A 23940-nucleotide genomic window follows, 5' to 3' on the forward strand; every position below is an offset into this window, starting at 1 on the left:
ACTAGAAAATATTCCGATCCAAAGCTTGGCATTGTTCACAAATTTGACGACAATAACCTCCCTATGGAATCGGATCAGGGAGCCCCTACTGCAGGGCTCCCCTCTCTTATATTATACGCCAAGCTGCTTCCCAACAAGCTCATCCACGAGAGCCAATGCCTCTGGCAGCTTGGAAGCGTCTTTGCCTCCAGCTTGCGCCATGTCAGGACGGCCGCCACCGCCACCGCCGCACACAGAAGCGAGCTCTTTAATCAACTTGCCGGCATGAAGCCCCTTCTTTACAAGCTCTGGAGCAACAGCAACAACGAAGTTCACTTTATCTTCATTTACTGCACCGAGTGCGATAATCGCTTCTGGAAGCTTCGCCTTCAGTTCGTCTGCCGTCGTACGAAGTGCATCCATACCGCCTGCATCGACTTGTGCAGCCAGCACTTGAACACCAGCAACGGTTCTAACTTGGTCTGTCAATTGTCCTGCTTCAATGCTGCTCAGCTTGCTCTTAAGCGATTCATTCTCGCGTGACAGCTCCTTCTCACGTGAGAACATAGCTTCAATACGCTTCGGTACATCCGCTACATTCGATTTAAGCAAGGAACCTGCTTGCTTCAACAGCTCCAATTGCGCCTCCATATACTGATACGCATGACGACCCGTTACAGCCTCAATACGGCGTACACCAGAGCCGATTCCGCTCTCGCTCACGATCTTGAAGAGACCGATTTCCGAGGTGCTGCTAACATGGCAGCCACCGCATAGCTCAATGCTGTAATCGCCAACTTGTACGACACGTACAACATCGCCGTACTTTTCGCCGAACAACGCCATTGCGCCCATTTCTTTGGCCTCATCGATCGATTTCGATTCGATAACAAGCTGTGTGCCTTTCCAGATTTGCTCGTTGACACGATGCTCAATGTCCACAAGCTCCTCTTCGCTAATGCTGCCCAAATGTGTGAAGTCGAAGCGAAGACGGTCAGGCTGCACGAGAGATCCTGCTTGGTTCGCATGCTCACCCAATACAAGCTTGAGCGCCTTATGAAGCAAGTGTGTCGCAGTATGATTCTTAATAATATCCTCACGAATCGCGCGAGCTACTGCAGCTTGTACTTGCATGCCGACACGCAGTGTTCCTTCTTCCACGCGCACTACTGCGATATGCTGACCATGAGGAGCTTTCCATACATCTTCAACTGCTCCTTTGAATCCAGCTGCTGTAAGGACACCGCTGTCGCTTACTTGACCGCCGCTCTCCGCATAGAATGGCGTGCGATCAAGCACTAATTGGCAAGTCGATCCTACTTGTGCTTCTTCTGCCATTTCGTTATCCACGATCAGTGCCAGTACACTGGATTCAGTTACCAACTCATTATATCCAACGAACTCGCTTTTAGTCGTGTAATCAGCAAGTGGCCCGCCTTGTACCTTCATGCTTCCCGTATCTTGACGAGCTGCACGGGCACGATCACGCTGTTCTTGCATCGCCTGATCGAAACCTTCACGATCAACCGTCAATCCATGTTCAGAAGCATAATCTTCTGTCAAATCGAATGGGAATCCATACGTGTCATACAATTTGAACGCTTCTTGTCCGCCAATTTGCGTGCGTCCTTCCTGCTTCGCAGCAGATGCCAAGCTTTCCAGAATCGCCAAGCCTTCTACAAGCGTCTCATGGAATCGCTCTTCCTCGTTTTTGATTACCTTCTCAATGAACTCGCGTTTTTCAACGATTTCGTTGTAATGTGAGCCCATTACTTCACATACCGTCTGTACCAGCTCTACCATGAATGGACGGTCGATACCGAGGATCTTGCCGTAACGGACTGCACGACGCAGCAAGCGGCGGATTACATAACCACGGCCTTCATTCGATGGCAGAACGCCATCGCCTACAGCGAATGTTACGGTACGAACATGGTCTGCGATTACTTTCAAGGCAACGTCGAACTCTGGACGCTCATTATACTTCACGCCTGCAATGCGGCATGTTGCTTGAATGATCGGCTGGAACAAGTCTGTATCGAAGTTGGAGTCGACATCCTGCAAGATTGAAGCGAAGCGCTCCAAGCCGGCGCCTGTATCAATATTTTTGTTCGGAAGCGGCGTGTAGCTGCCGTCCTTGTTATGGTTGTATTGTGAGAATACATTGTTCCATACTTCCAAGTAGCGCTCGTTCTCTCCGCTTGGATAGCATTCTGGATCCTCTTCCAATGTTCCGTACTTCTCTCCGCGATCGTAGAAGATCTCTGTACAAGGACCGCAAGGGCCTTCCCCGATATCCCAGAAGTTGTCGTCGCCTGTCTTCACAATGTGGTCAGCAGGAAGGCCGATCTTCTCATTCCACAGCTTGTACGCTTCTTCATCATCGTTATGGACAGTAACATAGAGACGATTCGGATCGAAGCCAATCCATTCTTTGCTTGTCAAGAACTCCCAAGCCCATGTAATAGCTTCCTCTTTGAAATAATCGCCGATGGAGAAGTTCCCCAGCATTTCGAAGAACGTATGGTGACGGCGAGTCTTGCCGACATTCTCGATATCGTTCGTACGAATACATTTTTGCGAGTTTGCGATACGCGGGTTCTCAGGCTTCACGCGTCCGTCAAAATAAGGCTTGAGCGGTGCCATACCCGCATTAATCCAGAGCAAGGATGGGTCATTGTGTGGTACAAGCGATGCGCTTGGCTCAATGTGATGCCCTTTGCTTTCAAAGAATTTCAACCATTTTTCGCGAATTTCACTAGCTTTCATGAGTAAACGCCCCCAACAGTTTATTTAAGGTAGTTCAATTAGCTCACTTTTGATCACGATGTATCCCATGAGGTTATTCGGCATCGAATCTTGCATTCACCCTTGAACAGCATATGCTTTCGAAGTATGTTTCCTTCGGAAACATTTTTAGTTGCTCATGTAGTCTCGCCTACACTCCGCTACTCCTTGCAAGTTTTGCAGAGCAAAACTTGCAAGGAAGCATATGCTTCAGCTTCATGCAACCTTCTCGGTGCTGAAAAGCCATCTAATTGAACTTGAACTATTAAAAAATAAAAAAATCGCCCCTGAAAATCAGGGACGATTCATATATCGCGGTACCACCCTGGTTATCGCATACATCACACCCCATTTTATCAAGCCTGCGTATCATGCAAGCAAGGGCAAGAAAAGCGTCTGCGATCGCCTCGACGTTGATAACGGGTACGTCCCGGTGAAGTTCCATTCACACTCAGAAATTAGCGTTCAGCTGTTCTTCAAGGTGAAGATTCTTGCAGCCAGCCGGCATATGCCGATCCGGAATCTTCTCTCTGTTCCTAGGGCTTCAGCTTACTCGTTTTCGTCTTCGTTTTGTTCCATATACCTATCCAATAATTTAGTATAAGCAGCAGGCAGACGGTTGTCAAACTTCTTTCGTTTGATCCCATCTGCCTGCTCAACGGATTTTCGCTGAAATGCGACTATCCTAAATATTCAATTTGCTCGAGCATGCGTTTCAGCATAACTGCTGCCTGCGCACGTGTCGCGGTAGCCTTAGGCTGGAATGTATTCGCGGTCATCCCTTGCACGATCCCTGCGGATACTGCCTTGCCTACGCCGTCGCGAGCGTAGCTGCTCACTTGTCCGCGATCATTGAACTTGTTGAGTGCGCTTGGGTTCGAAGCCACATTGCGTCCTGTATATTCCATAGCTCGAACGAGCATAATTGCCATTTGTTCACGGTTGATCGACTCGTTCGGACGGAATGTGCCATTTTCATAACCGCCAATAATTCCTGCCTTGGTCGCAGCCCCAATATAGGGAGCCATCATGCTGGTCTGATTCACATCACGATAAGCGGAAGCACCGGATGCATCAGCTTGAAGCCCCAGCGAGCGTGCCAGCAAAATCGCGAATTGCCCGCGCGTAATGTTGGCGTTTGGTGCAAATGCATTATTGCTGACGCCCTCAATGATATACTTTGATGCCAATTCGCGGATGGCGTCTCGTCCCCAGTGGTCTTTAATGTCCGAGAAGTCCTTCGAGCGATCCATCATGGCAACGGAACGATTGCCCTTGAACTGGAAGGCGTATACCGCAACGCCTAGCTCCTGCTTCGTCACTGTAGGCACATATCCCGCCTTGTTCAGCACGGAATCATAACGAACGGCTGATGCATTACTACGCTGTATCAATTGTGCGTTGCGCACTTTATATTTCAAGTTAGCCTCAATTGTACGCGGCGTGGCGGAGCCAGCAAATGCCGACAAGCGGAATTCAATCGGGTTGACACGCACGCGTGCACCTGTATCGTTCAGGCTGCGCAGCAATGCATTGGAATCTGATCCCGACTGCGATTCTGCTTGAAGCAGCAGGTATGCCTGATTGTTTCCCCACTCGCGTTCAAGCGCACGGAAGTCCAGCTCACGAAGCGGTACCGACATCAATATATCGCCATAACGAATGGAGAAAATCGCGTCATTCGCCTTATTGTATACTTCATTCAACGTTTGCAATGGAACAGCAACCACTGCTCCGCGCTCGGATGTCGGCACATCAAATGCCAGATGATTACGTGTGCCATTCTTGAGTACATATTCAAAAGATGATTTCAACTTTGTTGCCGGTATTGTATAACGCTTCGCAGTGCTTCCGCTCAAGGAACGATCAGAGCTTGTGTCCGCTGCCGAACTCGAGAGCAAATACCATCCATCATCCAAGAACCAGCGGAACGTAGCCGGTTGCAAATCTCCGGGACGTGTCGTGGAACCATCAGTTTTATTCGTAACGGTCGTAGAAGCAAACGACTGCAGCGAATTCCCTGCCAAGTCCTTAATCGGATTTTTCCCTTGCAAATAAGCAACTGTTACCGCGCTGTATGCATTGACCGCTTCGTCCAGCGTCAAGGTAACTTCTTCATTGCGTGTCGAAGCACGCTTTACCTTAATCACCCGATTGTCCGAGTGCACCACGAATTGAGATTCATCCGGCGAAGGCAATTCCTTCAAGCGCTCGGAGAAGACAAGTGTCATCGTGCTGCCCTTCACAGAAGCTGAACGCAAGGTTGGAGCCGTTCGGTCAGAACCATTGTCTACCTTCTTCAAGGTAAATACAGCAGCCTTGTTCCCCGCCAGATCCGAAATACGAGGCTCACCCGTACCTGGCATATAGGATACCGTGACATCATCACCATCGCTAACACTGGAGCTCATGATCAGATTAACCACATTATCACGCACTTGAACAGAATCGACACTTCGGGATGAGCGATTGACATACACCGAGAAATGACTGCGCGGAGGTACTTTGCCCGTGTCTAATTGCTCATTATAAGTCAACGTCAGCAGGCTCCCGCTTACTTCTGCCCGTTGAAGCACTGGCGCCTTCGTATCCGCATCATTGCGCGCCAGCACATCTGTAAATGCTTCAAGCTTGTTGCCGCTCCGATCCGTCAACGGATATCGATCTGGCTTGTAACTTACTCGCACCGTTTGATTATCGCGGATTACATAAATAAGCGACAGCGTTACCTTCGAGCCGTCAACAGATATGCGGCTGACTGTCTTCTCGCTTCCATCCACGGTCACTTTGAATTGCTCATAAGCACGCGCCGACACTGTATCCAGCGGCTCCGACATATCCAACACTACCTTCATGCCTTCCGCATTCGCTTGCTTCATAACAGGAGGCGTACGGTCAACCTCATTGCTTACCGATACTTTCTCAAATGCAGCAGCCGCATTGCCTGCCGTATCCTGAATAGACTTGCGGTCAGCGCCAGGACGATAGGAAATGGAAATGCTCTGACCCACAGGGACTCCGTTCTCCAGGCTTACATCCACATAATCGCTGCCCATAGCCGTTCCCGTTACACGGCGTGTGTCACCATTTACCCATACTTCGAAGCTTGCAGCTGGTGGAACCGAGGTCTTCTTCAATTCCTTGTCGAACGTTAAGCGAATCGTGTCCACCTTGCTCAGCACAGCGGACTTCAACGATGGAGCCACTGTATCTGGATTGCCTGTTGTGAATTTCCATGTATTCAATCCAGCATAAGACTTCCCACTTGCATTGCGCAGAGAATCTGCCGCAATCTCAATCGTGTAATCCATATTAGGCTTCAATTGTTGAACGGGGTCAATCGTAATTGTATTTGTTCCGTCTCCCGTAACCCGGTTAGAGGACATCGGCAGCGCTTCAAGCACTTTGCCGTCTTTTGCCTGCTTCATAATGACGCTCCCGCCAGATTGCTTCCATACCTTCTCCTTGAAAGTCAACACAAGCTTGGAATCCACACGGACGTCCCGTTGCCCGATCGCTGGCGATACCGTATCCAGCTGAGGCGCTCCAGTATCAGCTGCTGTCGTGAACGTCCATTCTGTAGGGTCATAAATACCCAGGAACTCAGAGCTGCCAGACTTGAACGTACCGAAATCTGCTTGAACCCGATAGGAAGTTCCAGAATCCAACGGCTTGGATAGCGTAATCGTTGCTTTTTTCTTCGTATCATCGAGCCGAACTTGGCTGCCGTCTACTGCAACATCCTCTACCTTATCGCCATTTTTCTTTCTTATGGTGATGTTCCCGCTTCCTTTTTCCACTTCACTTGTAAACGTAAGAATAAGTTCAGTTCCGACATTGACACCCGTCGCTCCAGCAGCTGGAGACATGGATGCCACCTTAATTGTTTTTAAGCCCTCTATTTTATCTTTCACTGAGTCTTTAAGTGCTGTGCTTGAGTCTGTCTGCGGCAAAGCCATGGCGGCATTCGCAGAAAGTTCCATCGCTAAAGCAATGGTGAGCAATATCGCAAGTGTTCGTTTCACGTAGAACTCTCCTCCCTTAATTTCCCGTTCGTTCCCCAGGACGCAACTTCGCATAGTTTCACGAATAAAATATACGGCGTCCATCCTTCATTACCGCCGTATCCAATTCTTTAAACGCGCCGAACAACATATTTGTTGTTCATAATTGCGAAACTTTCTGAAAAATAGGTCTTAAGTAGGATGTTTCGTTACTTTGATTTTCCTCCACTACCGATAAATGCTCACACTGTCTTTCTTCGGATTTGATAGGCTACTATATGCTGACAGATTACTTTTACGACTGCAAAGAAAGGAACCGCAAGGATTAGCCCCACAACTCCAGCAATCTCCCCGCCCACAAGCAGGGCGAAAATGATCGTCAGCGGATGCATATGAAGCGTCTTGCCCACGATCTGTGGAGAAATAATATTCCCTTCTACAATTTGGCAGATAGTATTTACAACGATGACCAAAATAATCATTTTGAGCGATACCGTCGCTGCGAAGATAAGTGCGGGAGCAGCACCGAAGTATGGACCGAGATAAGGAATAATATTGAACACGGCTACACATAACGCAAGCAGAAGCGCATAGGGCATGCCGATTATCCAATAGCCGATATATGCAAGCACACCGATAATAAGGCATACGAGAAATTGACCCCGGACGTAGCTTCCTAGTGCAGCATCAATTTCTCTAAATAGCATCACCGTATGCTTGCGATGCGAACGCGGCACATAAGCTATTACCGCCCTCTCGAATACGTCAAAATCTTTCAATATGTAGAAAATGAGGAATGGTACGATAAGCGCAATGAAGAGCAAATTAATGGCGGCCCCAATATTCTCCATAAAGTCCGATATCGCTTTGCCTATCCGCTCCTCTAGAGCATAAATGGAGTCATTTAATCCGGAACGTACAGATGACGGCATCGTCTTGCTAACCCCGTCCATCATCTGTTCCGCCTTCGCATTTAGGTGGGGCATCTGATTGTTAAGCTCAGCAAGCTGCTTCACCAGCATGGGGATGATATTAACTAAAATCACGGTAACTACCGCAATAAACACTGCATAAATAAGCAGCACTGCCATCGTTCGCGGCACTTTCCGCTCATTGAGCAGGATTACGATCGGATTTAACACATAGGCAATGATCATGGCCACGAAGAAGGGGGCAAGCACGGCCTTGAGGAAGCCGTATACATGCCCGATAAGAGGTTTCATCATAAATAGAAAATAGAGGATGATAAGACCAAGCAGACAATAGATAGCCATTACAAAAAGACGGTTCTTCCAAAAACGCTCCACTGTATTACACACTCCATTCATGTACGCTTGTGATGTAGAATGCTTGCAATACAGTAAAGTATGTGTAGCCTAGAGAGAAATTAATCCAACTGGTATCCCTTCCTCCATCCGCCATATGCGCTGATTGTCACTGCCGCGGAAGGGAAGTCCTGGACAACGGCGCTCCGCTACGAACGGACCATCAACCAATACATCCACACAGCGAAGCAGCTCTTGCTGGTCAGCTGTTCCTCTTTCAAGCAGCTGCTCCACCGTATATCCCGTATATACCCATATATGTCGACCCGACTGACGCAGCAGCCGGGTCAATTCCTTCACTTCCTTTGCTTGCATGAACGGTTCTCCACCGGACAGTGTGACATCCGTAAGCGGATTGGACAGCAACTCGGCTGCCACCTCCGCTACACTCATTTCCGTGCCGTTCATCATGTTCCACGATTGCGGGTTATGACACCCCTCGCACTGATGGGGGCAGCCGCTGAAGAACACAACTGTACGCAGCCCTTCGCCGTCAACGACACTGTCATGCAAAATAGATAGAACACGCATACTCATCGATGCTTCACCCGCTCCGTCTCTTCCTTCCGCTTCGCAGAGTTCCACTTGTCCATATCCCCTACCAAATAACCGGTAATGCGGCGAATGCGCTCAATCTGCGAACCTGAGCTTCCACACATCGGACAGCTATCTTCAATCGTATCTTGATGGCCGCATGTACGACAGCGATCAACAGGATGATTAAGAGAACCATACCCAATCCCGCTCATCGCCATTGCACGCACGATACGGTCAAGTGCCTGTGGGTTGGCTTTCGCGCTTCCATCCAGCTCAACATACGTGATATGCCCGGCATTGCACAGCTCATGGAACGGCCCTTCGATTTGAATCTTGTCGATTGCTTTCAACGAGTAATAGACGGGTACATGAAACGAGTTGGTGTAATATTTCCGATCCGTAATTCCTTGTCTCACTCCAAAATCATCTCGATCCCGGCTCGTAAATTTACCCGATAGACCTTCAGCCGGCGTCGCGATTAAGGAGAAATTAAGACCTGTCGCTTCAATCGCCTCATCCATTCGCATACGCATATGAGACACGATGCGCATGCCTAGCTTGCGTGCATCCTCAGACTGGCCATGATGGGAACCAACAAGCGCTACAAGCGCCTCAGCAAGTCCGATAAAGCCAACACTAAGTGTCCCCTGCTTCAGGATACCTCCCAGCTCATCCTCGGGTTGCAAGTCCTCACTTCCGCGCCATACCCCTTGCTTCATAAGAAAAGCAAAGTCACGCACCTGCTTCTTCGATTGATAGTCGAATCGCTCCCTCAACTGCTTCACTGTCAAGGACAGAAGTGAGTCCAATCGGCCAAAGAAATCATCCACACTGGACGACATCATAGCAAGGCGAACAAGATTCAAAGAGGTAAATGACAAGTTCCCTCTGCCGATCGCCGTTTCGTCCCCGTTCACATTGCCCATGACGCGCGTTCTGCAGCCCATGTAGCATGCCTCGCTCTCGGGTGTGCCGTTATCGTACTGCGCATTGAACGGAGCATCGAGAAAGGCAAAGTTAGGGAACAGCCGCTGCGCTGTCGTTTGCAAGGCAAGCTGGTACAGATCATAATTCGGATCAGCAGGATCGAAGTTGACGCCTTTCTTCACTTTGAATATTTGAATCGGGAAGATAGGTGTTTCTCCTCTGCCAAGACCAGCCTGCGTTGCGAGAAGAAACTGTTTAATCAGCATTCTCCCCTCCACAGAGGTGTCCGTTCCATAGTTCAATGAAATGAACGGTACCTGCCCGCCGCCTCTAGAATGCATCGAGTTCGCATTATGAATGAATGCCTCGCAAGCCTGATATACGTCACGCTCCGTTAGTCTCCACGCCTCTGTCTCTAGATTGAAGTCTGCTTGCAGCGGCAGTGATTCCATATAGCGAATATGGCGATTGAATGTCTTGCGCACATAAGGGGCCACATCATAATCGAACATCGGATACGCCTGTCCGCCATGCTGCTGGTTCTGGTTCGCCTGTAATATAATCGATGCCAGCGCAAGCGCGCTCTTAATATCCTGCGGCTCGCGCATATATCCATGACCTGTGTTGAACCCCTGCTTCAACATCTTGCCCAGAGGAATCTGGCAGCACGTTGTCGTACCGGAGGCATAGAAATCAAGATCATGTGGATACATCAGGTTCTGCTCCACTGCATCTCTTACGTCTGCAGACAGCAGATGTTGAACCGCATACCAGCGTGCGCTTTCGCTAGCGATCTTCCCCATCATACCCATTGGCGATCTTCCATCTACATTCGCATTTTCCTGCATCAGATCCTGATTGCCACCGTCAACAATCTCATGCAGCGATGCCGTCAGCCGCTCTGTGCTGGTCCGTTTGCTCCGATCCCATACTGCGTTCGTCCGTTTCATGGATACCATCGTCATATCAACTCATTCCTTTCTCTTTATGTACCATCATTTTCAGTGCAATTTGTCTATGTTAACTATATCTAGTGTTGTTATTTGAAAATGAGCACAATATGCATTATGAACGAACTCTTTTTCTCACAATATGAGATTCATCACGGACAAATGGCCGACCATGCAAAAAGCGCCCGCAATCGCCTCTACAAGGCGATTACGAGCGCTTATGTTCCATATGGTGGATATTTCTGCCTGACCCTTACGATGAAGCCTGCGCCTCTGGGAACGAAGGTGCAGCAAATTCATCACCAAAAAACAAGTCATCCAGAGAGCTTAATGTGCCATCCTCTTCGACCTGGTAAACTGACATCTTGTCACCGTTCACCGTCAGCTCTATATAACATCCCCAGCAATAAAATTGGTGGGAACCAATTTTCCCGATATCTTTGGAATTGCAATTCGGGCATCGCAACATCGTATTCACCATTCCGTCCATTGACTAATTTGTTCGTACCGTTCAGGTTATCCGCCATCTTCGAAGATGATAACATCTGATCCCCATTTCAAGCGGCTTGTCCCATCTATCCGCCGTCTGCCTTCCAACAAGTCAGACAGCAAACCGTCTGAAATTTCCAGACCTGTTACTTGGTTACCCATATTTGGCTGAAAATAAACATCGGCGACCCATCCTAATTGCGATCCTTCACTTGTCATGACAGGCAAATCCTTCAACGCTCCATTCCCTGTCAAGAAAGCCCTCTCTATATGGATAGCCTCCGTATGCCGGATGGCTGTATCATTCGCGATCATTATTGCATCCTCACCACAAGCCGCCACCTCTTCCCAGCTCACAGAAGGAGGTGGTGATCCCTTGCGGGAACGACCTTCAAGCTCTATATGTGTGATAGTCCAATCATTCGAAATGCGGATATCCTTTACCTTGGTCAACCGCTTCCCCGTCTCGATTCCGTATACGGGAAGGCCGATTAGTTCCAACAGCTTCATATCGGGGCCCCCTCTTCAGCTAACGGCATTCACTTCCAAATGCAGGACGTTCCTCATCAGAATCAGGGAGATTCTCATTTCACGTACGTCCCCGGCCAACATGCCGCGTTATCTTCAAACGCCCCTCCTTTCACGCTGTGACAGTTCCCTTACTGTCTAGTACGAACACGTGATACGATGGTTGCAATTTGTTGCGCAGCGCAAGCAGCCTCTTCCCTAGTATTGCCCAAACCGAAGCTGAATCGTACAGCCGTTCTCTTGCGCTCATCTGGTAAATCCATAGCCTCTAGCACATGCGACAATTCAAGCGAGCCTGATGTGCAGGCAGATCCGCTCGATGCCATAATTCCCGCCAAGTCCAAATTCATCAGCATTGTCTCCGTAGGCACATCCAAGAAACTGACATTCAATATATGAGGCAAATGCTCAGTAGGATGGCCATTCATGACCACTCGATCGCCGAGAACTGCTGACAACTCTGTCCACAGCGTGCTGCGCACCTGCGCTAGTTCCTCCAGCTTCGCTGGAAGTGAGCCATTCGCTATCTCCATTGCCTTCGCCATTCCGGCAATCCCTGCTGCATTCTCCGTCCCTGCTCTGCGCTTGCGTTCTTGGCTTCCACCATACAGCAGAGGATCCCAGTGAACACCTGCGCGAGCATAGAGAACGCCTACTCCCTTGGGGCCATTAATCTTATGGGCAGAGAAACTGGCGAAGTCAACCGGCAAAGCGCACAGTTCGAGCTTCAAATGGCCGAGCACCTGAACGGCATCCGTATGCATCAGAATGCCATGCTCACGTGCCAAGCGGCCAATTTCTTCTATCGGCTGAAGTGTGCCCACCTCGTTGTTGCCATACATGACACTAATAAGACAAGTATGCGGGCACAGTGCAGCTTCAATTGCCTCAACCGATACTCGACCCATCTGATCCGGCGCAACATAAGTAACCTCGAAGCCCAACTGCTCCAAGCGCTCGCACGCATGCAGCACTGCATGATGCTCCAATTGAGTCGTCACGATATGCGGCTTGCGTGCGGATGCATCGCCACTGCTTCCTTGCTGAGCAGCAGTTTCTGACGATTGCTGCAGCCAGGCAGACCATGCTGCACCGAAGATGGCAGCATTATCCCCTTCCGTTCCTCCGCTCGTAAAGACAAGCTCCTGCGGCTGGCAGCCCAGCTGGGCGGCAATACGATCGCGGGCTTGATTCAAGGCGAGCTTCGCTTCACGTCCGAACGCATGAACGCTGGAAGCGTTTCCGAACACTTGATGCATACTGTCGGTCATGGCTTGAAGTACGTCCGGATGAAGCGGAGTTGTCGCTGCATGGTCAAAATAGATGCGTTCCATTGTATTCCCTCGTTTCTGCTAATCCGTATAACAAATAACAATATCAAACTTCTCTCTCAAGATAAGTGGTCGTCAACCTATAGCTTGCTGTCCATCCATCGTCTAAATATAGAACATGTAGCTGTCCTGGCTTCCCACGTCCTTAAAGTTAACCAGATCGGCAAGAGTCGTGGAATCAAGCACCTGCGCAATGCTGTCCCGGATACGCAGCCACAAGTCACGCTTAGCCGGATCATCCTCTTCCGTGAAATCGACTGGGGAGATTGGCCCTTCCAGCACGCGAATAATTTCACCTGCTGTAATATGTTCAGGAACGCCTGCCAGTATATAGCCGCCGTATGCGCCGCGAATACTCTTAACCAATCCAGCATTGCGCAGCGGCGCAATCAGCTGCTCCAAATAATGCTCGGACAGTTGGTTCTTCTCTGCAATACTCTTTAGCGACGTTGGGCCTTCTCCACAGCTCTTTGCCAGCTCCATCATAATCGTCAGGCCATAACGGCCTTTCGTTGAAATTTTCATATTATACACCTCATAGTTTGATTATCGTATAAATCCAATGTATTCCGATTAAGGTTCCCTGTATATCGTAACATAACTCTTCTCTTTATGGACAATAAACTGATGTGCTATCCCCGAATTATTTCCATTTGCTTGAAAATTCCTTGACATCATCTCTTATTTCCGGTATACAAGCCCTTATGGTACAATACTAAAGGAAGTGAATAAAACTCACTTTTGTATCAAGCCTGTATTAGTTTCAAGCTATTATGATAAAATCGCGAGCCGATAGCCATTATCGCAAGGCCATTCTTACAGCTCGCAGCAAAGACGGTGATACCATGACAAACTCTAATGCGAACACTCGCGTCGTCGTCGGCATGTCGGGCGGCGTAGATTCCTCGGTGACAGCACTGCTGCTTAAGCAACAAGGCTACGATGTCATCGGCATATTTATGAAAAACTGGGACGACACTGACGAGTTCGGACAGTGTACAGCCGAAACCGACGCGGAAGATGTTCGCCGCGTATGCGAACAAATCGGCATCCCTTATTATACGGTGAACTTCGAAAAGGAATATTTCGATAAGGTCTTCACCTATTTCTTAGACGAATATCGTCACGGTCGTACGCCTAATCCAGATGTAATGTGCAACCGTGAGATCAAATTCGGTGAATTCCTGCAGAAAGCACTCGATCTGGGTGCAGACTATCTGGCGACAGGCCATTACGCGCGTGTCCTTCATGAAGACGGCAAGCATACGCTGCTGCGCGGTGTGGACGGGAATAAGGATCAGACTTATTTCCTTAATGCGCTGAATCAAGAACAACTAGCGAAGGCTATGTTCCCGATCGGCCATCTGCCGAAGCCGGAGGTTCGCCGCATTGCAGAAGAGGCAGGACTAGCCACTGCCAAGAAGAAGGACAGCACCGGCGTATGCTTCATCGGTGAACGCAACTTCAAGCAGTTCCTGAGCCAGTACTTGCCTGCACAGCCTGGACAGATGATTGACATCCGTACAGGAGAGGTGAAGGGCCGCCATGACGGGCTTATGTATTACACGCTAGGTCAACGCCAAGGCTTGGGCATAGGCGGCTCAGGCAACGGAGAGCCATGGTTCGTTGCTGAGAAGGACTTGGCCAACAATGTTCTGTATGTGGTACAGGGCGATGATCACCCAAGCCTCTATTCCACAGGGCTCGTTGCATCTCAGGTCAACTGGATCGAAGGCGACATGCCAACTGAACTGATCCGCTGCACAGCCAAATTCCGTTACCGTCAGCCTGACCAAGGAGTTACTCTCCAGAAGAATGCGGACGGAACAGTTGAGGTAACATTCGACATCAACCAACGCGCTGTAACACCTGGACAAGCAGTCGTCTTCTATGATGGCGACATTTGCCTGGGCGGTGGCACGATTGATATCGTCCGCAAATTGAAGGCGTAACACCCAGCAGGATTGCTGAACGATACAGGGGGTTATCCCGCACTGTGAAATTTCCACACGGTGCAGGATAACCCCCTTCGTCATTGGTTCTAAATGCTTGATGCTGGATTCAGCATCGCATCATGGCTGGTTGCTGCCCCCAGCTTCTTCACATGAAGTCGCGCAATCCGGAAATGATCCGTCTCCTCAATGATGAATTCATACTCAAAGGCGCCTTCCACCCGAGTTCGCAGCCCCACTCTCGGAGGTACCTCCACCATGGCATACATCCAGCCGCCAATTGTATCATAATCCTCGGAAGAAATATTCGTCCCGAAGTACGCATTCACTTCTTCAATCAGCAAACGTCCATCAATCGAATAATTGGTTTCATTTTTCTTCTCAATTTGCGGACGCTCTTCATCAAATTCATCCTGAATCTCGCCAACGATCTCTTCCATAATATCTTCTAATGTGACCAAACCGGCTGTCCCACCGAATTCATCAATAAGCAGCGCGATTTGCACCTTATTTTTCTGCATCAGTTTCAACAAGGCACTAATTGACATCGATTCTGGGACACTTAACATTGGCCGAACAATCGAATGAATGCTCTCCAAATCATCAGGAGCCTTCACAATGTCGCGAATATGGATAAAGCCGATAATATTATCCTTATCGTTATCGCATACCGGATAACGAGTATGCATTTCCGTCAGCACTTTGGTCTTGTTTACTTCAAATGAATCCTCTGCATACAAACAGACCATATCGGTTCTTGGAATCATAATTTCCCGTGCATGCGTTTCCGTAAAGTCGAAAATGTTGTCTACAAGTGCCAATTCAGTATTATCAATGAGACCGCTCTTATGGCTTTCCTTGACTAGGATACGAATCTCTTCTTCCGTATGAGCTGATTCATGCTCAGAAGCTGGCTCGATGCCGAATACCTTCAGCACCATATTAGCCGTACCATTCAATAGCCAGATGAACGGATACATCACTTTATAGAATAAGCTTAATGGTCCTGCAGTCCACAATGCTACACGTTCCGATTTGCGTATCGCTAGCGTCTTAGGCGCAAGCTCACCGAGAACGATATGCAGCACGGTAATGATAATGAAGGCGATAGCAGTAGATATCGATGTAATCACCGCATTACTTGCACCGAGTGCCGTCAACGGTTCATACAGCAGCTGTGCGACAGTCTTCTCCCCGATCCATCCGAGACCAAGAGAAGCAAGCGTAATTCCCAATTGGCAAGCAGACAAGTAAGCATCCAAATGCTCTGTCACATGCCGAGTCAGCTTCGCTTTCGCATTTCCCTCCTGCACGAGCGTATCCAGTCGACTTCCGCGCACCTTCACCATCGCGAACTCTGCCGCAACGAAAAAGCCATTCAAAAATACTAATAGCAGTACAAACAACAATCCCCAAAATATCGGTAACGGATCACTACTCACCCGATCTCCTGCCCACTCCCACTTCGAAACGGACAGGAACACCTCCCCATACAATAAAATAAAGACATATATATATTATATAAGAAAATACATAAGAATCCTACTCCCATACGCCTCATCGTTGAACATATGAGAATTAGCGGGATTTGTTGTCTTTATGTATATTCTTTTTTTATATCGTCCTATCACCATTTTTGTTGAATATGAATCGGAACAATCAGTCTGCGCTTTCGCGAAATTATTGCTCAATCGCGTATCGAACTGCTTCATTTAACAGCTCAAGTATATAAGCATCATCGCAAATATATAAAATATTTTGACCTTCTCTGCGATATCTGACGAAGCGATATGCACGAAGTGTTTTCAACTGATGAGATACTGCCGATTGTGACAATTGCAGAGCGTCAGCGACTTGATTTACGGCGCATTCCTCACGCGCAAGAAGTGACAAAATTCGAATACGTGTCGGATCACCCAACGCTTTGAACGTTTGCGATACCCGCTCCAGTACATCTGCATCCAAATCTTTTCCCAGGAAATAATTCATCTTCTTCTTCTCCTTTGTGTTGTTCATCTATATCTGGCTGTAATGCGTGGGAACGAGATGAACATACCTACATATGTATGGCCCTGTTGCCTGTAGGTTATGACAAAGCGAAGAAAAATAAACATGGATTCCGAAGGAATCCATGCCAATTGATTCAGAGCATGCATGAAGCCTGCTCCTACACAGCAGGAAGTGGTGTAGGAGTAGGTTCTGCATATCCCTCTTTGTATTTGGTATCAATAGCTTGGCGGATGTCTTTGACCGACTTCCCGTCCCGCAGCATGAGAGAGGCCTCTACGGCAATATCAAGGCACACACCACAGCGAGTGCCGTGATCATCCCATTCGATCTTCGCCTCTTTCTTCGAGGCGACGAAGCAATTCAAATTGCTCTGGTGGCCAGCTACTTCTCCGCATCCGCAATAACAAGGAATATATTGAAGTAATTCACTGTTCGTAGCAGCCAGTTGATAAATTTGTCGCATTTCCTTTTGTTTGTCATTCAAGAAAGGCGGAAGTTTGGCAACCGATGCCGTCGTTTGACGCAGATCGCCATTCTTCATCAGACGTTCATGATCTCCTGATGCTTGTCCGGCATGTTCTGCGCCTTCTTTACCCGCAGGAGAGCTGCCACAGCCTGCGACAATTGTTAATGCGATAAGACCAATAACCAATGAGAATGGTGCGAGTCGATTCAGACGATGTCCTTTGTTTCTGTTAGCTCTGTGCCTACGAATGAACATGAAAATACCTCCATCAAAGTATTCATTTCAAATTCAGTACAGGTCTGTCTACATTAAACATACTAAACGTCGCCTCGCCCATGCGAGCCTCTTCTCCGCTCTTGGTTGATGCGCATCTTCGCTTCTGTCCCCTGATCATTCGCCATAAAGAATACCCGCTTCTTGATCAGGTCAGGCAGGTATTGCTGCTCTACATAGTGTCCTGGGTAGTCGTGTGGATACTGATAGCCCTTGTGTCCGAGCTTGTCCGCGCCTTTATAGTGGGTATCTCGCAAATGCAATGGCACTTCAGCGGTCTTAATATCTTCAAACGCCTGCATGACACGAGCAATGGCAAGCGGTATCGAGTTGGACTTCGGACTTTCTACCGCGAATAAGATAGCTTGTGCCACGATGTACTTCGACTCCGGCCAGCCAATTCGATGATAGGCCTCCAATGCGCTCACAGCCTGCACCATTGCTTGCGGGTTCGCCAATCCGATATCCTCGCTGCATGCAACGGTTAATCTGCGAATGAACGTCATTGGATCCATGCCCAGCTTCTCGACCGCATACAGGAACCAGTACAATGCCGCATCACTGGAGCCGCGAATACTCTTGTGGAAGGCGGACAAGACGTCATACTGTACAGATTCATCTGCCTGCACAGTCGGCCGCCGAACGGATTCTTCCGCCACTTCCAGCGTAATGTGGACTGTCCCGTCTTCCTCCGGTGTCGTCGTCATTACCGCCATCTCCAGCGCGTTCAATGCACGGCGTATGTCACCATTCGCCATGGAAGCGATATGCTCAAGCGCATCCGGGTCTGCCTGAATCGGCATGAAGCCAAGCCCACGCTCCTTATCCACCAAAGCACGCTTCATCGCCATCAGCGAGTGCTCCTTCGTGAGCGGCTTTAATTGGAACAAGGTCGAACGACTGATCAACGCTCCATTTACATGATGGAATGGATTTTCCGTTGTTGCGCCGATGAATATAATCGTCCCCTTCTCAACGGCAGGCAGCAAGGCATCCTGCTGCGATCGATTGAAGCGATGAACCTCATCCAAGAACAGAATGGTCTTGGTGTTGTACATCTTCTTGTTCGTATCCGCCTGTTCAATTACGGCTCGAACATCCTTAACTGATGCATCGACAGCATTTAAACGAACAAATTCACCCTTTGTCTGCTCCGAGATGATATTCGCGAGCGTTGTCTTGCCGCAGCCTGGGGGGCCATACAGTAATATCGAGGAGACCCGATCCGCTTCAATCGCTCTCCGCAGCAGTCTCCCCGGCCCTACAATATGTTCTTGGCCGATATATTCTTCCAATGTTCTTGGCCGGATTCGATCAGCCAGCAATCGCATCGTCGGATGCTGCTGTTCTTCCCCATAAGAGAATAGATCCATATCTGTCACCACGAATTACAAGTCTGCCAGCATATCGCGAATCACGACACTGACCATAATAAGCCCGGCTACCGGCGGTACGAATGCGTTACTGGATGGCGGCTGCTTCGCCTTGCGAATATCAGGGGCAGTATCCGGTACGATGCGCTCCGTAACATCCTCACGCGGCTTGATCGGCTCCTCTGTAGAGAACACAACCTTGACCCCTTTGCGAATGCCATCCTTGCGCAGCTTTTGCCGAATGACGCGGGCAATCGGGTCGTAAGACGTCTGCGAAATGTCAGCCACTTGGAAGCGCGAAGGATCCATCTTGTTCGCCGCACCCATGCTGGAAATGATAGGTATTTTACGTTTCAAACATTCTTTAATCAAGTGAATTTTATAAACAATCGTATCTGATGCATCGACAACATAATCTAGTTCATACTTGAACAGTTCCTCATAGGTTTCTTCTGTATAGAACATGTTAAGCGCGATCGCGTCGCAGTCAGGATTAATTAGCTTAATCCGCTCACGCATCAACTCCGCCTTCTTCTGACCTACTGTTGTCGTCAAGGCATGAATTTGCCGGTTAATGTTCGTAATATCGACTGTATCTTTATCAATGAGAATAATTCGGCCTACACCGGTGCGTGCCAATGCTTCTGCAGCCATTGAGCCGACACCGCCGATTCCTAGAACTGCAACTGTGCTGTTTTTCAGCTTCTCTAATCCTTCAGGTCCAATTGCGAGTTCCGTACGTGAAAATTGATGCAGCATAACGTCCTTTTCCTCCTGCGTCTCATTATCCATGCATGGTTTATGCATCGTGTGATGTGCAATATTTGCACGTCAATTGGCACACGCCTGCACAAATGGCAACACTTCTGCACAAAAAGCCATCATGCATCAAGTTCGCATCTTAGATGCTTAATCTACTACCTTCTATCGTACCATAGACGGGCTCAAGAACATAGCGGAACGCCCCTTGCCCAAGCATCCGCTAGATAGGAATTTCGGGAGAGGGGCGTTATATGCTAACTGCTTCTTTTCAGCCGTCCGGCTTATTGCTCTTCGTTATTCTCTTGAGTCTTTTCTTCTTTTTCTTTCTTCTTGTACGTCGACTTAATATGCAAAACATCCAACTGAGACTTATCAACTACGTTAGGCGCATCTGTCATCAAGTCTGTTGCGCTTGCCGTTTTCGGGAATGCGATCGTCTCGCGCAAGTTCGTACGTCCTGCAAGCAGCATTACGAGGCGATCTAAGCCGAATGCAATACCGCCGTGTGGAGGCGTACCATATTCGAAGGCATTCATCAAGAAGCCGAATTTTTGTTGTGCTTCTTCTGGTGTGAAGCCAAGCGCCGCGAACATCTTCTCTTGTACATCGCGGTTGTAAATACGCATCGAACCGCCGCCGATTTCATAACCATTCAAGACAAGGTCATAAGCTTGAGCGCGGATTTGGCCAGGATCAGTATCGAACAATGCCAAGTCTTCGTCCTTCGGACGTGTGAACGGATGGTGTTCCGCTACATAACGCTTCGCTTCTTCGTCGTAGCCAAGCAATGGGAAGTCAACAACCCATGCGAACTTGAACGCATTGTCATCGATCAGGTTCAAGCGGCGGCCGATCAAGAGACGAAGGTTGCCGAGCACATCGTATACCACTTTACGCTTGTCCGCAGAGAAGAGCAGCAAGTCTCCCTCTTCTGCGCCTGTACGCTCACGAAGGGATGCGATTTCTTCCTCGCTCATGAACTTCACGATTGGACCGCGGAATTCGCCGTCCTTCACTTGAATCCAAGCCAAGCCTTTCGCACCATAGCGTGCTGCATACGGTGCCAAATCATCGATGTCCTTACGGCTCCATGTTCCGCAGCCTTTTGCATTCAGGACTTTAACAACGCCGCCCTTTTCGATTACTGACCCAAACACCTTCACGCCGCTGTTTTGTACGATATCGCACACATCCACAAGCTCAAGGCCAAAGCGAAGATCCGGCTTATCGGAACCGTATTTCTCCATTGCATCTTGGTACGTAATGCGTTGGAATGGCGTAGGAATATCTACTCCTAATGTTGTCTTGAACAAACGAACCATCAATTGCTCCATCATTTCATGCAATTGCTCTGTAGACATGAAGGACGTTTCGATGTCCACCTGAGTGAATTCTGGTTGACGGTCTGCACGCAAGTCTTCATCGCGGAAACAGCGCGCAATCTGATAGTAACGCTCAACGCCGGATACCATAAGCAGCTGCTTGAAGATTTGCGGCGATTGCGGCAATGCATAGAATTCACCTGGATGCACACGGCTTGGTACTAGGTAGTCACGTGCGCCTTCTGGCGTAATCATTGTCAAGATTGGTGTTTCTACATCGATGAATTCATTCTCTTCCAAGAAATCACGGAATACTTTCGTTGCTTTGGAACGAAGCATCAGTGTCTTTTGCATTTCCGGACGACGAAGATCGAGGTAACGATATTTCAAACGAAGGGACTCATCAATTTCAATGCCGTCTTCGATGAAGAATGGCGGGTTCTTCGCTGCATTTAAGATTTCAATTTCCGTTACGCGTACTTCTACCTCTCCTGTTGGCAGATTCGGGTTCACCGTTTCTGCATCGCGTTCAACGACTGTACCGCGAACAGCAAGCACATACTCGTTACGCGCACGATCTGCAATGTCGTGAGCCTCTTGAGAGAAATCAGGGTTGAATACGACCTGTACAAGACCGCTTCTGTCGCGCAAATCAATAAATAATACCCCGCCCAAGTCACGACGACGCTGTACCCATCCATTCAGGGTAACCGTTTCGCCAATTCGTTCTTTTGTAATTTTTCCGCACTGATGCGTTTTGTACATCATAGGATGCACGCTCCTCACATTAATATAGTTCATCCATTTACGAATGGAATTGAGCCTAGTTAAGCTCTTTCGATTGCTTCAGCCAATTGCTCCAGCTTCACGAACTGCTGCTCTCCTGTTTCCAGATGCTTCAACGCGATCTCCCCACGTGCCAATTCGTCATCGCCGAGAATCCCTGCATACCGAGCCTTCATGCGATCGGCTGATTTCATTTGCGCCTTCATCTTGCGTCCTTGGTAGTCCTTCTCGGCAGCGATGCCAGCTGTACGCAATGCGTACAACAGCTTCGTCACCTCATTCTCTGCTTGTTCACCAAGTCCTACGAGATAAATATCAAGCGGCGGCTGCTCATTGCAGGCAATGCCTTGCTTATCAAGCAGAAGCACAATTCGCTCCATCCCGATACCGAAGCCAATACCTGTCTGCTCAGGACCGCCGATATCAGCGACTAGACCATTGTAGCGGCCTCCGCCCCCTACGGTATCAATGGCTCCAATCCCTTGGGCCTTATATTCGAATGCCGTATGCGTATAGTAATCCAAGCCGCGCACAAGACGGTGGTTCACTTCATACTCGACGCCCATCGCCGTTAAGTGCTGCTTCACCTTCTCGAAGTGTGTTGCACATTCTTCATCCAAGCTGTCCAGAATCGATGGTGCATTCGTGAACTTGTCCTGATCGACCTTACAGTCGAGCACACGCAGCGGATTACGCTCCATCCGGGATTGACAATCCTTGCACAGTGTCTCCTTCATCGGCATCAGGAAGCCAAGCAAAGTCTCGCGGTAAGCCGCACGGCTCGGTGCGTTGCCGACAGAGTTAATCTCGACACGAACACCGCTCAAGCCAATATCCTTCATGAACTGATAGCCAAGAGCAACAATTTCAGCGTCTAAGCTAGGATCAACAGACCCGAAGGCTTCCACGCCGAATTGGTGGAACTGGCGATAGCGACCCGCCTGCGGGCGTTCATACCGGAACATCGGCCCCATGTAATACAGCTTCGTCAAGTCCGGTTCACCATACAGCTTGTTCTCTACATACGAGCGAACTACGCCTGCAGTATTCTCTGGACGCAGTGTCATGCTGCGGTCGCCCTTATCCCGGAACGTATACATTTCCTTCTCAACGATATCCGTTGTTTCACCAACACCGCGCTCGAACAGTTCAGTCTGTTCGAAGATTGGAGTCCGGATTTCCTTAAAGTTGAAACGACGGCAGATATCCCGAGCTTTTTGCTCAACCGTTTGCCAAATTTCAACCGTGCCAGGCAGCAAATCCTGCGTACCCGTAGGTTTTTGATATGCCATGAGCGCTAACCTCCTAATCGTTTTGTCTATAAAATAAAAAATCTCCCGCCCCGCAAATGATTCATTTGCAAAGGGACGAGAGATGGTATGTTCCATTCACCCGTGGTGCCACCCACATTCCGCAATCGCAAGCACTGTGCCCTATATCGGCTGCACATCGAAATCTCCGATTACGCTTCATTCACGTGTAACGTACGTCATACGCCATACGGCTACTTGGACATTAGGTGTCCTACCTTGAGAGCTCAATGCTTTATCCAAGATCGATGCTTCTCGCTTCGCCGCAGGTTCTCGAGGATGTCATTCATCCGTCCATCATCAAGGTTCTTCCAGCCGTGGAACCTCTCTCTGCATATGTGGGTACGAATTACTTGTTCCTGTCATCAAATCATCATTTTCATTTACATGTAAAGTCGGAATATAAAGAACATTGTAAGGATGTAGCACGCTAAAGTCAAGAAAAAAACCTACATCACTGTAGGTTTATCAATAAGATATATTTTTAAAAGGGGGTCATGTCTGTTATTATAGGTATCCAATGTTAAGGAAACATGAAACAAAGATTACAATAAGATTACAAAAAATAAAGCGCTTTATTTCTGGCTCTTCCTCTCCAACATCAAAGCAAAAAAATACGCCCCAAAAGGGCGCATCCACTGGTATGATGCAGACTTCGATTAGTTTACCGCTTCATGCCTTCGCCATTTCGACGTGTCGCTTGCCTATGCTCTTCCTCTTGCTGCAATGCCGCAGCGGATTCACGCAGCGACTGCATTCCTGACAAGCTGCTGTACTGGATTGCTAACTGATGCAGGGACTGGCGCATCGAATCGCTCCTTTGCCTTGT

18 protein-coding genes are annotated in these 23940 nt (G+C 48.7%); 1 reads left to right on the plus strand and 17 read right to left on the minus strand.

Annotation, left to right across the window (positions count from 1 at the left end):
- Positions 1-111: 111 nt before the first annotated feature.
- The 9 genes from alaS to cymR form a co-directional block, all read right to left on the minus strand.
- Positions 112-2748: an alanine--tRNA ligase gene (alaS, locus tag BP95_RS0103155; RefSeq protein WP_028531389.1), complete on the minus strand. Its 2637-nt coding sequence runs from the start codon at positions 2746-2748 to the stop codon at positions 112-114.
- A 698-nt stretch (positions 2749-3446) separates the two neighbouring features.
- Positions 3447-6791 carry a SwmB domain-containing protein gene (locus BP95_RS0103165; RefSeq protein WP_028531391.1) on the minus strand — a complete coding sequence of 1115 codons (3345 nt, stop codon included), beginning with the start codon at positions 6789-6791 and terminating at the stop codon, positions 3447-3449.
- 221 nt (positions 6792-7012) lie between these two features.
- Positions 7013-8077 carry an AI-2E family transporter gene (locus BP95_RS0103170; RefSeq protein WP_021257004.1) on the minus strand — a complete coding sequence of 355 codons (1065 nt, stop codon included), beginning with the start codon at positions 8075-8077 and terminating at the stop codon, positions 7013-7015.
- Between the two features lie 69 nt (positions 8078-8146).
- Positions 8147-8626 (minus strand): anaerobic ribonucleoside-triphosphate reductase activating protein, encoded by a 480-nt coding sequence (gene nrdG, locus BP95_RS0103175; protein ID WP_028531392.1) that lies wholly within the window; start codon positions 8624-8626, stop codon positions 8147-8149.
- 2 nt (positions 8627-8628) lie between these two features.
- Positions 8629-10518 (minus strand): anaerobic ribonucleoside triphosphate reductase, encoded by a 1890-nt coding sequence (locus tag BP95_RS0103180; RefSeq protein ID WP_442952322.1) that lies wholly within the window; start codon positions 10516-10518, stop codon positions 8629-8631.
- 244 nt (positions 10519-10762) lie between these two features.
- Positions 10763-10978 (minus strand): hypothetical protein, encoded by a 216-nt coding sequence (locus tag BP95_RS0103185; protein WP_036592596.1) that lies wholly within the window; start codon positions 10976-10978, stop codon positions 10763-10765.
- A 47-nt stretch (positions 10979-11025) separates the two neighbouring features.
- The gene (locus tag BP95_RS0103190) at positions 11026-11508 is read right to left on the minus strand and encodes a PRC-barrel domain-containing protein (protein ID WP_028531395.1); all 483 of its coding nucleotides are present in this window, start codon (positions 11506-11508) and stop codon (positions 11026-11028) included.
- Between the two features lie 149 nt (positions 11509-11657).
- On the minus strand, positions 11658-12860 hold the full coding sequence (locus BP95_RS0103195) for a cysteine desulfurase family protein (RefSeq protein ID WP_028531396.1): 1203 nt from the start codon (positions 12858-12860) through the stop codon (positions 11658-11660).
- Positions 12861-12962: 102 nt separating this feature from the next.
- Positions 12963-13382, minus strand: a complete 420-nt coding sequence (gene cymR, locus BP95_RS0103200) for a cysteine metabolism transcriptional regulator CymR (protein ID WP_021260656.1) — start codon at positions 13380-13382, stop codon at positions 12963-12965.
- Positions 13383-13702: 320 nt separating this feature from the next.
- Between cymR and mnmA the strand changes: the two genes are divergently transcribed.
- Positions 13703-14809 (plus strand): tRNA 2-thiouridine(34) synthase MnmA, encoded by a 1107-nt coding sequence (mnmA, locus tag BP95_RS0103205; RefSeq protein ID WP_028531397.1) that lies wholly within the window; start codon positions 13703-13705, stop codon positions 14807-14809.
- Positions 14810-14898: 89 nt separating this feature from the next.
- Here mnmA and BP95_RS0103210 read toward each other — a convergent pair whose 3' ends face one another.
- From BP95_RS0103210 to BP95_RS33460, 8 genes are all read right to left on the minus strand, one after another.
- The gene (locus BP95_RS0103210) at positions 14899-16251 is read right to left on the minus strand and encodes a hemolysin family protein (protein WP_021257012.1); all 1353 of its coding nucleotides are present in this window, start codon (positions 16249-16251) and stop codon (positions 14899-14901) included.
- Positions 16252-16489: 238 nt separating this feature from the next.
- On the minus strand, positions 16490-16798 hold the full coding sequence (locus tag BP95_RS0103215; RefSeq protein ID WP_021257013.1) for an ArsR/SmtB family transcription factor: 309 nt from the start codon (positions 16796-16798) through the stop codon (positions 16490-16492).
- A gap of 178 nt (positions 16799-16976) precedes the next feature.
- On the minus strand, positions 16977-17540 hold the full coding sequence (locus tag BP95_RS0103225) for a PCYCGC motif-containing (lipo)protein (RefSeq protein ID WP_081819797.1): 564 nt from the start codon (positions 17538-17540) through the stop codon (positions 16977-16979).
- Positions 17541-17602: 62 nt separating this feature from the next.
- Positions 17603-18931, minus strand: coding sequence for a replication-associated recombination protein A (locus BP95_RS0103230; RefSeq protein ID WP_036666517.1), 1329 nt, complete (start codon positions 18929-18931; stop codon positions 17603-17605).
- Between the two features lie 15 nt (positions 18932-18946).
- Positions 18947-19690 carry a tRNA threonylcarbamoyladenosine dehydratase gene (locus tag BP95_RS0103235; RefSeq protein WP_021257016.1) on the minus strand — a complete coding sequence of 248 codons (744 nt, stop codon included), beginning with the start codon at positions 19688-19690 and terminating at the stop codon, positions 18947-18949.
- A gap of 284 nt (positions 19691-19974) precedes the next feature.
- Positions 19975-21783, minus strand: a complete 1809-nt coding sequence (gene aspS / locus BP95_RS0103240; RefSeq protein ID WP_021257017.1) for an aspartate--tRNA ligase — start codon at positions 21781-21783, stop codon at positions 19975-19977.
- Positions 21784-21842: 59 nt separating this feature from the next.
- Entirely contained in the window at positions 21843-23093 is a 1251-nt protein-coding gene (gene hisS, locus BP95_RS0103245; RefSeq protein ID WP_021257018.1) for a histidine--tRNA ligase, read from the minus strand.
- Positions 23094-23775: 682 nt separating this feature from the next.
- The gene (locus BP95_RS33460) at positions 23776-23919 is read right to left on the minus strand and encodes a hypothetical protein (RefSeq protein ID WP_197035273.1); all 144 of its coding nucleotides are present in this window, start codon (positions 23917-23919) and stop codon (positions 23776-23778) included.
- Between the last annotated feature and the right edge of the window lie 21 nt (positions 23920-23940).

Source organism: Paenibacillus sp. UNC217MF, assembly GCF_000686865.1.
Taxonomy (GTDB): Bacteria; Bacillota; Bacilli; order Paenibacillales; family Paenibacillaceae; genus Paenibacillus_B; species Paenibacillus_B suaedae.